Source organism: Carboxylicivirga mesophila, assembly GCF_018271975.1.
GTDB classification, from domain to species: Bacteria; Bacteroidota; Bacteroidia; order Bacteroidales; family Marinilabiliaceae; genus Carboxylicivirga; species Carboxylicivirga mesophila.
In genome coordinates, this window is sequence record NZ_JAGUCN010000001.1 from 217,819 (window position 1) to 232,318 (window position 14,500).

The 14,500-nt window shown below is 39.8% G+C and carries 9 protein-coding genes; 7 read left to right on the plus strand and 2 right to left on the minus strand.

The genetic code is table 11. The features are described from left to right. Positions 1-124 precede the first annotated feature (124 nt). The 3 genes from KEM09_RS00940 to KEM09_RS00950 all read left to right on the plus strand — a co-directional run bounded on the left by KEM09_RS00940 (position 125) and on the right by KEM09_RS00950 (position 7,963). Positions 125-886: a TlpA family protein disulfide reductase gene (locus KEM09_RS00940; RefSeq protein ID WP_212223935.1), complete on the plus strand. Its 762-nt coding sequence runs from the start codon at positions 125-127 to the stop codon at positions 884-886. A 631-nt stretch (positions 887-1,517) separates the two neighbouring features. Beyond that, a complete protein-coding gene (locus KEM09_RS00945; protein ID WP_212223937.1) occupies positions 1,518-3,824 on the plus strand; it encodes a beta-galactosidase in 2,307 nt (768 codons plus the stop codon). 113 nt (positions 3,825-3,937) lie between these two features. Continuing rightward, complete coding sequence (locus KEM09_RS00950) at positions 3,938-7,963, plus strand: glycoside hydrolase family 2 TIM barrel-domain containing protein (protein ID WP_212223944.1); 4,026 nt, start codon at positions 3,938-3,940, stop codon at positions 7,961-7,963. Between the two features lie 212 nt (positions 7,964-8,175). On the opposite strand, the gene frr is transcribed toward KEM09_RS00950, so the two are convergent. Continuing rightward, complete coding sequence (frr, locus tag KEM09_RS00955) at positions 8,176-8,739, minus strand: ribosome recycling factor (protein WP_212188975.1); 564 nt, start codon at positions 8,737-8,739, stop codon at positions 8,176-8,178. 428 nt (positions 8,740-9,167) lie between these two features. Between frr and KEM09_RS00960 the strand changes: the two genes are divergently transcribed. From KEM09_RS00960 to KEM09_RS00975, 4 genes are all read left to right on the plus strand, one after another. Further along, positions 9,168-9,848 (plus strand): succinate dehydrogenase cytochrome b subunit, encoded by a 681-nt coding sequence (locus KEM09_RS00960; protein ID WP_212223946.1) that lies wholly within the window; start codon positions 9,168-9,170, stop codon positions 9,846-9,848. 22 nt (positions 9,849-9,870) lie between these two features. After that, positions 9,871-11,808: a fumarate reductase/succinate dehydrogenase flavoprotein subunit gene (locus KEM09_RS00965; RefSeq protein ID WP_212223948.1), complete on the plus strand. Its 1,938-nt coding sequence runs from the start codon at positions 9,871-9,873 to the stop codon at positions 11,806-11,808. A gap of 39 nt (positions 11,809-11,847) precedes the next feature. Then, positions 11,848-12,603 carry a succinate dehydrogenase/fumarate reductase iron-sulfur subunit gene (locus tag KEM09_RS00970; RefSeq protein ID WP_212188972.1) on the plus strand — a complete coding sequence of 252 codons (756 nt, stop codon included), beginning with the start codon at positions 11,848-11,850 and terminating at the stop codon, positions 12,601-12,603. 271 nt (positions 12,604-12,874) lie between these two features. Further along, positions 12,875-13,576: a hypothetical protein gene (locus KEM09_RS00975; protein ID WP_212223950.1), complete on the plus strand. Its 702-nt coding sequence runs from the start codon at positions 12,875-12,877 to the stop codon at positions 13,574-13,576. A 3-nt stretch (positions 13,577-13,579) separates the two neighbouring features. Here the strand turns inward: KEM09_RS00975 and KEM09_RS00980 are convergent, their stop codons facing one another. Further along, on the minus strand, positions 13,580-14,479 hold the full coding sequence (locus tag KEM09_RS00980) for a CPBP family intramembrane glutamic endopeptidase (protein ID WP_212223952.1): 900 nt from the start codon (positions 14,477-14,479) through the stop codon (positions 13,580-13,582). Positions 14,480-14,500: the final 21 nt, after the last annotated feature.

Consider the following 14,500-nt stretch of genomic DNA (forward strand, 5'->3'; position numbering starts at 1 on the left):
CTTTGTGCAGCTTGCAAATATTCCTAATTGTGTATCCCCTATTTTATAAATCTTACTTGAGTTACAACTACTCTTTAATTAAAACTAAACCGAAAGTAAATAACTAAAACTTATACTTAATACTATGAAGATATTTGGTCTGTTTCTCCCAATCTTATTAATTTCTGTTTGCAGTTGTGTTCAAAACAAAAAAAGGCCAACCCCTAACTTTTATAAGAACTTGTATACAAATGAGGTAATAAATACCTCAGAGTTTAAAGAATTAGGAATAAAGATTATTCAGGAAAACTTCGATTCAATTCCACAGGACTTACATATTTCTTATCATTTTGAAAGTTTAGAGTTTGCAAATGATTCAATTATTCAGCCATTTAAATATGATTTAAGAGTTGGAAGTGAATACATCATAAGGGCAATGTCATATGAAAAAGTAGGGATGAAAGTACTTCCACATACGTTTTTGACTATTAATGGCGATAGTATAAAAGTAGGAGGAGTTCAGTTGAAACCAACCTTGGTTAACCTTTGGTTTATTGGGTGTCCTGGTTGTGTTGCTGAAATACCAGCATTAAACAGGCTACAAGAAAAATATAAGGATAAGGTAAACTTCATTGCAATGACTTTTGAGAATGAAAAAGATGTATTGAAGTTTCTTGGAAGAAGAGATTTTAAGTTTAAACACATTGTAAATGCCCAAGAGTTTATTAACTATATAGGAACCAAACCCTATCCGGAAAACATCTTTATCGGGAGGAATGGTGAAATTACGAATATTGAGGAAGTACTTGGTGATGGAGAGGATTTGGATGTTACCATTAAACACTTTGAGGAGATATTGGAGCGTTTGCTTTGTAATGATCAAAAAAAACAAGTATTAAGAAATTGATAATGTGTATTAGTTTGTTAGCGCCAATGAGGTAAAATCATTATGGTCATTAATAAAAATGACAATGACACAATTTGCAGAATGAACCCGATAATGACCGATTAGAATACATAATCAAACTTGAAGAACAGATAACCAATTGATCAAGGATGATATCAATGGTAAATCATCGTTATACCGGCGTATAAAATGAATGTTTTTCGAAATAAAATTGATCCTCAAATCGACAAAGCGAATCTTTGAGTAGACAAAATGATTATTTGGGCCGATAAAGTCACCGTCTGACTCTATAAATTGAATGTTTTCTAAATAAAATTGATTCTCAGATCGATAAAACGAATCTTTGAGGCGATACAATGATTTTTTTGGTCGATAAAGTCATTGTTTGACTCGATAAAATGAATAACTGAAGAAATAAAATCGAACTTGGACATTATAAAACAGGCGAATCATGGAATGATCCTAATGGACTAAAAAATAAATAAAAATCACGGGTGCTAATAACAAACCGCAATAAAGCCATATGGAATCCGACTCATTTGTAAGTTTAATACCCAATACACTTCACGCGTCAGACCATTGCTAATAATATGATTGTTAATGAGGAAAGCAAACAATTTAAATAATTATAATGAAGAAGTTATTATTAATGCTGATGATAATAGGAAGTTTATCATCATGCACACTTGAAAAAGGTGCACGATTTATCGTAAAAGAGGGTACTTTTCAGCTCGATAATCAACCCATTCAACTGATATGTGGCGAGATGCATTATCCCCGCATTCCAAAGGAATATTGGCAGGACAGATTAAAAAGGGCAAAAGCCATGGGTTTAAATACCGTATCAGCTTATGTATTCTGGAACTTTCATGAACGTCAGCCAGGCGTATTTGATTTTGAAGGTCAGGCTGATATCCGCCATTTTATTGAATTGGCACAACAAGAAGGTCTGTATGTAATTTTACGCCCTGGACCATATGTATGTGCAGAGTGGGATTTCGGAGGTTACCCATCGTGGTTGCTCAAAGAAAAGGACATGGTGTACCGCAGCAATGATGAGCGTTTCTTGCTGGCTTGTGAGCGTTACATCAACCGATTGGGAGAAGAGTTGGCCGATTTAACGATAGAAAATGGCGGGCCAATTTTGATGGTGCAAGTTGAAAATGAATATGGTTCATATGGAAATGACAAGGTTTATCTTGGGAAGTTGAGGGATATGATTAAGTCAGCCGGATTTAATACACCCCTTATGACTTGTGACGGATCCGGCCAGATGGAAGCCGGATATGTGGAAGGTACGATTACTACCGTTAATGGTGCCGTTGGCGAAGATATTTTTAAATCCGTTGATCGTTTTCATGATGGAGGGCCCTATTTCGTTGCTGAATTCTATCCGGCATGGTTTGATGTGTGGGGGCAAAAGCATTCGTATCGAGACTATAAAAAACCAACTGAACAGCTCGCCTGGATGGTTGAAAATGGTGTGTCTGTGAGTATTTACATGTTTCATGGAGGAACTAATTTTTTCTATACCAATGGAGCGAATAATGCATATGGTTACGCACCTCAACCTACAAGTTATGACTATGATGCGCCCCTAGGTGAGTATGGTAACGAATACGAGAAATACTTTGCATTCAGAGACGTCCTTCAGGATAAGTTATACAAAAGTGAGAAGTTACCTCCGGTACCAGAACCTAATCCAATAATCACAATTCCATCGATAGAGCTAGTTGAGACTGCACCCTTGTCAGAAGCCTTTAATCAACGTATTACATCTGAAATGCCGATGTCAATGGAAGATGTTGAACAGGATTTTGGCTATATCCATTACGAAACCGTTATTAATGAGCCTTTAAATGGAAAATTAACAATTAAAGATGTTAGAGATTATGCTGTCATTCTGATTAATGGCATACAGGTCGGAAGTTTGGACAGGCGTCATCTTCAAAGTTCTATTAATATTGATATTAAGGAGGTTCCCGCCAAACTGGAAATTGTTGTTGAGAATGTGGGTAGAATAAATTATGGAGCCGACATTTTAAATAACCGGAAAGGAATAACCGAAAAGGTAAGTATCAATGGCAAGGATATAACCGGATGGATGAATACACCCATGCCGCTTTATAAAGCAAAGGTTGGAGATTTCAACTATTCTTCTGGTAAGACTGAAGGGGTGCCTGCATTTCACAAAGCTACCTTTAAACTCAGTCAAACGGGAGATACGTTCCTGGATTTAAGCAAATGGGGTAAAGGAGCAGCCTGGATTAATGGTCGTTCCTTAGGTAAGTTTTGGAACATTGGACCGCAACAGACATTATATGTGCCAGGACCATGGCTAAATGAAGGCGACAATGAATTGGTTATTTTTACATTAGAAGATACAGGGGCCAGAACAATTGAAGGTTTGGATGTTCCTATTCTGGATCAGATTGGTGATGATATTAACGCTAAAAAACGGACGAAGCAATATGGTTCTAAAACTCCAGTATTAGAATTGGGTGATAGGTTACTAGAGGTGCAGATGAAACGAGAAAAAGGTTGGCAAAATTTCAATTTCAGCAATATTAAGACGCTTCGTCACCTTGCAATTGAAGCCATAAGTGGATATACAGATCATTTTGCCTGTTTAACAGAACTGGAGATAATTGGCGAGGATGGAGATGTTCTAACCAAAGATACCTGGGAGATACTTTATACAAACTCAGAGGAAATAGGAGAAGGGTATGCCGAACTGTTGATTGATAATAATATGAATACCTATTGGCATTCACAATGGAGTAAAGGAAATGATAAGTATCCTCACAAGGTCATCATCGATTTGGGTGAAATCTTAAGTGTAAAAGGTATCCGATTACGTCAGAGAGATGTGAATAAGCCCGGCGCTGTAAAAGACATCAATATATATGGGCGCCCTCAATTTTTCCTTTTTGAATAAATGATTAATGTATAAAACTTATATCGTCCTCCTAATCGCTTAAAATTTATACTTTATACTATCGAAGGATTGTGAAATTTGTAGAGATAAAAACTAACATGTAGTAACAGAATATGAAAAGAATTATACTGGGATTGATTGTATGCTTATTTGCATACTGTAACATTGCCTTGGCACAATTTGAAGGTTTCACCTATGGTGATAAAGAAGCGCCGGCAGGCAAAGAATGGGAATCACCGTCTCACCTTGCCCATAACAAAGAACAGCCTCGTGCTACCTTTTATTCTTTCAAAGATGTTGAAAGTGCCCGTAAAGTACTACCTGAAAATTCAGCGTACTGGCAGTCACTGGATGGGAACTGGAAGTTCAACTGGGTTAAACGCCCAGAACTGCGTCCGGTAGATTTTTACCAACCTGAATTTGATGTGAGCAACTGGGATGAAATTCCTGTTCCGTCTAACTGGAATATTGTTGGTTTGGCTAAAGATGGTGGCCAGAAATATGGTACACCCATCTATTGTAACCAGCCGGTAATTTTCAAACACACAGTAGCCGTGGATGACTGGAAAGGAGGCGTTATGCGCGAGCCAGCTAAAAATTGGGTCACTTACGAGGCACGTAATGAAGTGGGCTCTTATCGTCGTAATTTCGAAATTCCGGAAGACTGGGAAGGACGTGAAATCTTTGTTCAATTCGATGGTGTGGACTCTTTCTTCTACCTGTGGATCAATGGTCAATACATTGGATTCTCAAAGAATTCACGTAATGCAGCTACTTTTGATATCAGCAAATACGTTAAAAAAGGGACTAACATCATTGCCGCTGAGGTGTATCGTAACTCAGACGGCTCTTTTCTTGAGGCGCAGGATATGTTCCGCCTGCCTGGTATTTTCCGTTCTGTGCAACTGTATTCTACTCCCAAAGTTCAGATTCGTGACTTGTTCGCCCTTCCTGAGTTGGATGATAACTATGAACACGGCTCACTCAATATTTCAGTGGATATCCGTAATTTCAGTAAAAAGGCTGCTAAAGGCTACAGGGTAGATTACTCACTTTTTGCCAATAAACTCTATTCTGATGATAATGAATTGGTAGAAGGTGTGGTGGCAACGGCATCCATTCCTGTTTTAAATAGTGGTGAGCAGGCAAGTGCTACTGCTGTGATGCAGGTAGCTTCTCCAAACCAGTGGTCTGCAGAATATCCTTATCGTTATATATTGGTTGCTGAGCTGAAAGATAAGAAAGGCAAAGTGGTTGAGACCATCTCCACCTACACCGGTTTCCGTGAAGTCGTTATCAAAAATACTTTAGCCGAAGACGATGAATTTGGTTTAGCTGGTAGGTATTATTACATCAATGGTAAGACGGTCAAACTGAAAGGAGTCAACCGCCACGAAACACATCCTGAAACAGGACATACCCTGACACGGGAGCAGATGAAAGATGAAGTGATGCTGATGAAACGTGCAAATATTAATCACGTTCGTAACTCCCACTACCCGCCTGCACCTTACTGGTACTACCTGTGTGACAAATACGGAATTTACCAGGAAGATGAAGCCAACATTGAATCGCATCAGTATTACTATGGCGAAGCATCGCTTTCTCACCCGCCGGAGTGGAAAAATGCCCACGTTGGTCGTGTTGTTGAAATGACCCATCAGAACAAAAATTATCCCTCTATCGTCATTTGGTCACTTGGTAACGAAGCCGGACCTGGCGAAAACTTTGTACATGCCTACAATGCACTTAAAAAGATTGATGAATCACGTCCGGTTCAGTATGAACGTAACAACAGCATTGTCGATATGGGCTCCAATCAGTATCCGTCTATAGGCTGGATGAATAAGGCGGTTACCGGTGAAATGAATATTAAATATCCATTTCACATCTCCGAATATGCTCACTCAATGGGTAATGCTTGTGGTAACCTCATTGACTATTGGAATGCTATTGAGTCCACCAACTTCTTCTGTGGAGGAGCCATTTGGGACTGGGTCGACCAGGCCATCTACAACTACAGGGAAGATGGTACGCGTTACCTGGCTTATGGGGGTGACTTTGGCGATAAACCCAATAGTGGTCAGTTTGTGATGAACGGTATTCTTTTTGCCGAACGTGACCTGAAACCTCAGTATTATGAAGTAAAAAAGGTCTATCAGAATATTGCTGTTAAGGTACTTGATGTTAAGAAAGGTTCGTTCGAAATCTTCAATAAGTACTATTTCAAGTCTCTTGCTGATTATGATTTGAATTGGTCTATCTGGAAAAACGGTACTGAAGTTAAAAATGGCCAGCTTACACTGGTACCAATCAATGCAAGAGGAAAGACTGCAGTAAACATACCATACAATTTTTCCGATTTCAAATCTGATTCTGAATACTTCTTAAAATTTCAGTTCACATTGAAAGAAGATCAACCATGGGCTGACGGTGGCTATGTTCAGGCTGAAGAACAGTTTTTGCTTAAAGAGAAAAGCAAAGTACCTTCTATTACTGATGTAGTTGCATCTAAAAGGGCTGATAAGCGATTGATGATTGATAAATCCAAACACATATGGGTTATCAGTGGGAAAAACTTTTCAGCTAAATTTAATTTGAATGATGGGTCACTGTATGGTCTAATCTATGATGATAATACAATCATAGAAGATGGTAACGGACCTAAGCTTGACGCCTTCAGAGCTTTTGTTAATAATGATACATGGGGATATAGTAAATGGTATGAAAAAGGTCTTCATAATTTGAAACATCTGGCAATTGATTCCAAAGTGTGGCCGAATGAAGACGGTAGTATGACATTGTCTTTTACGGTAATCTCGCAAGCACCCAACGCTGCCCGTCAGCATGGTGGTACAAGTGGGAATGTTCTATCTGTTGAAGAGCTTCTTGATAATAAATTCGGTGAGAACGACTTCCGTTTTGTAACAAATCAGATATGGACGGTTTATCAGGATGGTTCAGTGGAACTTCAGTCAAACATCACCAGTAATGAGCCACAATTCGTGCTTCCACGATTGGGTTACTCCATGACTATTCCCAAAGAATACGAGAACTTTACGTATTACGGACGTGGACCTATAGGTAACTACAACGACCGTAAGACTGCTCAGAATATCCAGAAATACACAACGACTGTGAATGAGGAATTTGTCAACTTTCCCAAGCCTCAGGATATGGCCAACCACGAGGAAACCCGCTGGTGCGCCTTAACCTCTAATAGCAAAGCTGGTGCTGTATTTGTAGCTGATGGCGAGATGGTGGTTAGTGCATTGCCATACACAGCACAAGCCATGGCGACTGCTGCCCACATCTATGAATTGCCTGAACCTGGCGACATTACACTTCATCTTGATTTGAAAGTGACCGGTTTGGGTGGAGCAAGCTGTGGACAGGGGGGTCCTCTAAAACACGACCGTGTTTATGCCGGTCAAAACGATTTTGGTTTTATTATTCGTCCTGCTGGTTTGAATTTGGATGAAATTGCAAATGTGGCTCCCGCAGGTGAGGTGCCCATTGCTATCACACGTTCAGGTAATGGCAATGTAGAAATTTCTTCACGTAAAAAAGATGCACAATTATGCTACTCTGTAAACAGCGGTAAAACACAGGATTATAGCGAAGCATTTCCTATGCGTGAAGGTGGCACCATCAAAGCCTGGTACAAAGGCAACAAAGATTCTGAAATAACAATGACGTTCAATAGAATCGAAAAGATTGAGACAACGGTAGTATTCGCCAGTAGTGAGGAGCCTGGTATCGGTAACGCTGCCAATAACCTGGTGGATGGCGATCCGTCAACCATGTGGCACACCATGTATTCAGTCACTGTTGCACAGTACCCACACTGGGTTGACTTTGACTGTGGTGAGGCTAAATCCATCAAAGGTTTCTCCTACATGCCACGCCAGGATGGGGGAAATAACGGAGATATTAAGGACTATACCATTCATGTAAGTATGGATGGTAAAGAATGGGGCGAGCCTGCACAAACAGGTAGTTTCTCCCCCGATAAAAAAGAAAAGCGGGTATTATTCAAGCAACCTTTAAAGGCGCGCTTCATTCGCTTTACCGGTTTGAGTTCACAGAACGGACAGGATTTTGGCGGAGGTGCTGAATTTGGCATTCTTGCCGAATAACAAAGCTCATTATTGAGCTTGCCAGGATGGAAGTTTCAGACTATCAGTTGACTTTTTTCAAAGGATGACGATGTTTTAAAGCAACTGAAGAGCAGGGAAAATACATATAACAAGAGGCTGTCCAAAAGTAATATGGACAGCCTCTTGTTAAATTTATCTACCGTATCTTTTCGTGAAACGGTATTTCTTTTTTGCTTAAAGCATTAATTGCATTACACGGTCATGATGTCTTTTTCTTTGACCTCAAACATGGCATCCACTTTTTTCGTGAATTCATCAGTGATTTTTTGTACTTCCGCTTCAGCATCCTTCTCAAGGTCTTCCGATAGACCGTTTTTCTTCATCTTCTTCAACTCTTCATTGCAATCTCTGCGGGTAGAGCGAAAGCTTACCTTTGTATCTTCACATTCCGATTTAGCCTGCTTAACCAAATCTTTACGTCTTTCCTCAGTTAATGGCGGAATATTAATACGAATAATATCACCGTTGTTATCTGGATTAAGTCCAAGGTTGGCAGCCATAATTGCTTTCTCAATCTCACCTATTAGCTGTTTCTCCCAAGGCTGTATGGCAATTGTTCGCGGATCAGGTGTGCTCAGGTTAGCTACCTGGCTAAGTGGCGTCATGCTGCCGTAGTAGTCTACCATAACACCTTCAAGCATTTTTGGATTTGCTTTACCCGCGCGTATTTTACCTAATTCGTTATCAAGGTGTTCAATAGCTTTGGCCATCCTTTCTTTGGCATCGTCTAATATTAAATCTATTTCGTCTTGCATGGTCAGAATAAATGATTGCGTTTAACCTGTTCTTTTACACAAAAATAGAAAACTTTACACGAAATCAAAAAAGCGCTGGCTGTCAGGCTTTAATGAACAAATTCTTTAATTCAATTACAGGTGTTTTTTTTGATATAAGCCTAAATTTGAAGTAAATTGGTGCCCCCGGAGCAATAAGCAAGCTGGAAAGTCAGAAAAACATAAAGGAAATAAAGATGATATAGTCTGAGAAGTTTTTGATTAATTTGTAATAACAAATGTTAAAAAGATTATAAAATTCAATGTAATAATGGATGGTTAATTAGAATTGATATAAATATAGAATTAATTCTTTAATTTTATTTGTCCAGAGGGGGTTTCAAACATACATTTGCAGCCTTTAATAACAAATTAGTTTTAACAATTAAATAAATTTAAAAGGGATTCCTATGAGTACTATTTTTGGTTCCTCAATTGGAAGAAAGTTACTGATGAGTTTGTCAGGGCTTTTTTTGGTGGTGTTCTTAATCATTCACCTTTCCATAAACTTATTGCTGCTGGTGCCTGATGGCGGGCAGATGTTTAATGTGGCTGCCAATTTTATGGCTTTGCCATTAATTAAATATGGTCTACAGCCAGTCTTGTTTGCAGGTTTCATTGTGCACATCATTTACGCTGCTATTTTAACTGCGCAAAACAACAAGGCACGTGGTTCGGCTAAATATGCATCAGGTAACAATACCAAAGATGTTATGTGGGCTTCAAAAAACATGTTTGTTTTAGGCTTAACTGTTTCAGCATTTTTAGTGGTGCATTTAATTGACTATTGGGTGCCATTACAAATTACTCATGCTGCCGAATCAATTACCATTGACGGAGTTGAAATGCACAATACTTATGCATTGGTAAACGCTGCGTTTGCTGAGTCGTGGAGAGTGATTCTGTATGTTATCGGAGCTCTTGGTCTTACCATTCACCTGACTCATGGTTTCTGGTCGGCATTCCAAACTCTTGGATTGAGTAACAACATCTGGCGTAAGCGCTGGACAGTCATCGGAATTGCATTTGCATGGATTGTAGGATTAGGCTTCTCTTTGATTGCCATCCTTCAATTTGCTTTTTATCAATAGTCACATCTAAATATAACTAGATATGAAATTAGATTCGAAGATACCACAAGGGCCAATGGCTGAAAAGTGGTCTAATTATAAAGCCAACCAGAAGCTGGTTAACCCTGCTAATAAGCGTAAATTAGATATTATTGTTGTTGGAACCGGATTGGCAGGTGCTTCGGCCGCTGCTTCATTTGGTGAGATGGGTTTCAATGTAAAAAACTTCACCATTCAGGATTCACCTCGTCGTGCTCACTCAATTGCGGCACAGGGGGGTATCAACGCTGCTAAGAATTATCCTAACGATGGTGACTCTATTCACCGTTTGTTTTATGATACAGTAAAAGGTGGTGACTATCGTGCTCGTGAGGCTAACGTACACCGTTTGGCTGAAGTAAGTAACGACATCATCGACCAGTGTGTGGCACAAGGTGTTCCTTTTGCTCGTGAATATGGTGGTTTGCTTGATAACCGTTCTTTCGGAGGTGCACAGGTGAGTCGTACATTCTATGCTAAAGGACAAACTGGTCAGCAGCTGTTAATTGGTGCTTACCAGGCGTTGATGCGTCAGGTAAATGCAGGTACTGTTGATTTATATACCCGTACTGAGATTGTTGACATTGTAATGGTTGATGGAAAAGCGCGAGGCGTAATTGCACGTGACCTGGTAACCGGTGAATTCCAGCGTCATTTCGGACATGCTGTGGTATTGGCAACTGGTGGTTACGGAAATGCCTTCTTCTTGTCAACTAACGCGATGGGTTCAAATGGTTCTGCAGCTATCAAAGCTTACCAGAAAGGTGCTGCTTTTGCTAACCCATGTTTTGCTCAGATTCATCCTACTTGTATTCCTGTACACGGTGAGTTTCAGTCAAAATTAACGCTTATGTCTGAGTCGTTGCGTAACGATGGCCGTATCTGGGTACCTAAAAAGAAAGAAGATGCAGAAGCGATTCGTGCGGGTAAATTAAAACCAACACAAATTGCTGAAGAAAACCGCGATTACTACTTAGAGCGTCGTTACCCTGCATTTGGTAACCTGGTACCTCGTGACGTGGCTTCGCGTGCTGCTAAGGAGCGTTGTGATGCCGGATTCGGTGTGGGAGCTACTGGTTTGGCTGTTTACCTTGACTTTAAATCAGCTATCGAGCGTTTAGGTGAAGATGCGATTCGTGCTCGTTACGGAAACTTATTCCAGATGTACGAAAAGATTGTTGATGACAATCCATACGAGACACCAATGATGATTTATCCTGCTATTCACTATACAATGGGTGGTATTTGGGTTGATTACGAATTGCAAACAACTGTTCCTGGTTTATTTGCTGCTGGTGAAGCAAACTTCTCTGATCACGGTGCAAACCGTTTAGGAGCTTCTGCTCTGATGCAGGGACTTGCTGATGGATACTTCGTGTTACCGTATACTATTCAGAACTATTTGGCTGATGATATTTCTACACCACGCATGACTGGTGACGAAAAAGAATTCGTTGATGCTGAAAATGAAGCAAAAGCTAAATTCGAAAAGTTGTTAGCAATCAAAGGAAATCGTTCAGTTGACAGTATCCACAAAGAACTTGGTTTAGTGATGTGGGATTTCGTTGGTATGGCTCGTAAGAAAGAAGGTTTGGAGCAGGCTATCGAAAAGATTGCTGCTATCAAGAAAGAATTCTACAGCAATGTGCGTATTCCTGGTTCAGGAGAAGGTATGAATGTAGAGTTAGAGAAAGCTTCTCGTTTAGCTGATTTCATCGAGATTGGTGATTTGATGGCTCGTGATGCATTACACCGTGAAGAATCTTGTGGTGGTCACTTCCGCGAAGAGTACCAGACTGAAGAAGGTGAAGCGCAACGTCAGGACGATAAGTTTACCTACGCAGGATGTTGGGAGTACCAGGGTGAAGATAAAGCACCTGTAATGCATAAAGAAGAATTGACTTTTGAAGTTGTAAAAGTTGCTCAGCGTAACTACAAATAATCTCTAGGTCATTATTGTTCATAAGTTAAACAGAGAAAAATGGAAAATAATATAAGTTTGACTCTAAAGGTTTGGCGTCAGAACGGGCCTAAAGAGAAAGGTCGTTTTGAAACCTACAAATTAGAGAAAGTATCTACTGATAGCTCATTCCTTGAGATGATGGACATCTTGAATGAGCAGTTGATCAACGATGGTAATGAGCCTGTTGCATTTGATCATGACTGTCGTGAAGGTATTTGCGGTATGTGTTCGTTGTACATCAATGGACGTCCGCACGGACCAGACGATGATGTAACTACTTGTCAGTTACACATGCGTAAGTTCAAAGACGGCGAAACAATTACCATTGAGCCATGGCGTTCGGCAGGTTTCCCAGTTATCAAAGATTTGATTGTGAACCGTAACGCTTTTGATACGATTATTGCAGCGGGAGGGTATACATCGGTAAGCACTGGTGGTGTACCTGATGCTAACGCTATTCCAATTCCAAAGGTAGATGCTGATGAGGCTATGGATGCAGCTTCTTGTATCGGATGTGGTGCTTGTGTGGCAACCTGTAAAAACGGTTCAGCAATGTTATTCGTTTCAGCTAAAGTAAGTCACTTAGCATTGTTGCCACAAGGTAAAGTTGAAGCTGCACGTCGTGCTAAAAACATGGTTGCAAAAATGGACGAGCTGGGATTTGGGAACTGTACCAACACCGGTGCTTGTGAGGTAGAATGTCCTAAAGGCGTTTCTATTTCTAACATCGCCCGCTTGAACCGTGAGTTCTTAAAAGCTAAATTACAAGACTAATACCTAGTCGTTAGAGATACTAAGAGAGCTGTTCTGAAATGAACAGCTCTTTTTTGTTTATAGTGCTGAATTTTATAAAACTGTAACCTTTAACGAAACTTATCGTTTTTATGAATGATTATTTCATCCTGATAAACAGACGAGTTTAGATGATGAATTGAATGAAGCAAAAAAGATGAATAATAAAAGTCATTGACTGGTAGATATTTGTTAATAGAAGTTATTTTTTCTACTTTTAGATGCGAACAGGTCTCTTTTAACTGAAAACAACATGCCATATCGTCGCCTTCCTAATACAGATCAGGCTCGTTTGCGGGCCTTAAAAGCTGCCTTGCAGAAAGGTATGCAATTGAGTCCCTTTGATTTAGCCTTTAGCCAAAAGTTGTTTCTTGAGTTGCAATCATTCTTACCACAATACGAGCAGGCTATTTCTCAATATAATTTTAGTAAAGACAGACAAGCCAAATATGGAAAACTGTTAGGCGATCAGTTTAAGATTACCCGCTTGTATGTTTCTCATTTTATCCAGGTGCTTAATTTCTGTATTATCCGGGGAGAAATTAAACCTGAGGTTCGTAAATTATATGGATTTGATATTGAGGAGAAGGCCGTTCCTGAATTGGGAACAGAACAGCAATTATTGCTGGTTGGTAAAAGTGTTATTGAAGGAGAGGAGAAGCGTGGAATGACAGGTGGTTCTCGTATTTACAACCCTTCCATCGCCATGGTGAAGATAAAGTATGAAAAGTTTGTTGAGTATTATAATAATCATAAAAACCTGTTGGTAACCACTCAAAAGATGCATGATAAAGTCATTGAACTGCGCAATGCCGCCGACCGTATTGTCCTTCATATATGGAACGAGATAGAAGACTATTTTGACAATCTGGAAGGGGATGAGAAAAGAATGAAATGTGCCAATTATGGTATTGTTTATCTGCTGCGCAAGCATGAAAAGGAGCCACTGGAATAGGCATTAATCATTAATGGCTTTGCTTCTTATCCTTATCAGGTAAAGCAGAAAAATAATAGCTGACAAGCTAACGACCACTCCCACCCCAAACGGGTTATCAAAGGGCATATCTAAAGGCTCTTTACTGCCGTTCTGCAATAAATAATATGTAGCAGCTATTGCCATAAAGTTATTGACAAAATGCCCTATTACCGGCAGCCACAAATGACCCGACAAAACAAAAAGATAGCCCAGGATAACGCCTAAAAAGAAACGTGGCAGGAACGTTAAAAATTGCATGTGAATAGCACTGAAAAGTATAGCTGTGATAATAATAGCCACATGTTTATTCTTAAATAGTACTGACAGCTCGCGTTGAAGTAAGCCCCTGAATAACCACTCTTCGCCAATGGCCGGGAGAATACTCATCATCAAGATAGTTGTCGACACTTGCAGCCAGTTATCGTATCGAATTAATGACATCGTCAACTCTTTAACCTCGTGTTCCTTCTGGGTCATCCAGTTCTGGACCTGCTGCAGGTTGTCAGGAAGCTCCAGTTGATGATTCAACCAACCGCTAAAAGAAATAAATGGCTGAGAAATACCAATTAATGCTATTGTAAAGATGATGATGGACCATGATATTTTATGGTAACCCGTAATGCCTGTTTTGAATGGTTTATAAAAGAAATAGAAGGCTAGGAGCGATGGCAGCACAAACAAACTGATGCTTTGGCTAATCTGGAAAAGTTGCATAAAGCTGATGTTGTTCTGCATGGACTCAATTGAAGTAATGTCAACACCGAAGCATGGATTAGCCAGCAGACCCATCACATAGGTATTGATAGTGCCAAAGAACAATACTGCTGTGAAGAGTAGTATGAGTTTAATTAATGGAGGATGATGTTGAAAGCGGCCTTGCATAAAAACGTACTAAATGATATA

Excerpts from the sequence above, each read along its gene's own strand:
- KEM09_RS00940 (WP_212223935.1), top strand. The coding sequence starts at position 125 with ATGAAGATATTTGGTCTGTTTCTCCCAATCTTATTAATTTCTGTTTGC.
- KEM09_RS00945 (WP_212223937.1), top strand. The coding sequence starts at position 1,518 with ATGAAGAAGTTATTATTAATGCTGATGATAATAGGAAGTTTATCATCA.
- KEM09_RS00950 (WP_212223944.1), top strand. The coding sequence starts at position 3,938 with ATGAAAAGAATTATACTGGGATTGATTGTATGCTTATTTGCATACTGT.
- frr (WP_212188975.1), bottom strand. The coding sequence starts at position 8,739 with ATGCAAGACGAAATAGATTTAATATTAGACGATGCCAAAGAAAGGATG.
- KEM09_RS00960 (WP_212223946.1), top strand. The coding sequence starts at position 9,168 with ATGAGTACTATTTTTGGTTCCTCAATTGGAAGAAAGTTACTGATGAGT.
- KEM09_RS00965 (WP_212223948.1), top strand. The coding sequence starts at position 9,871 with ATGAAATTAGATTCGAAGATACCACAAGGGCCAATGGCTGAAAAGTGG.
- KEM09_RS00970 (WP_212188972.1), top strand. The coding sequence starts at position 11,848 with ATGGAAAATAATATAAGTTTGACTCTAAAGGTTTGGCGTCAGAACGGG.
- KEM09_RS00975 (WP_212223950.1), top strand. The coding sequence starts at position 12,875 with ATGCCATATCGTCGCCTTCCTAATACAGATCAGGCTCGTTTGCGGGCC.
- KEM09_RS00980 (WP_212223952.1), bottom strand. The coding sequence starts at position 14,479 with ATGCAAGGCCGCTTTCAACATCATCCTCCATTAATTAAACTCATACTA.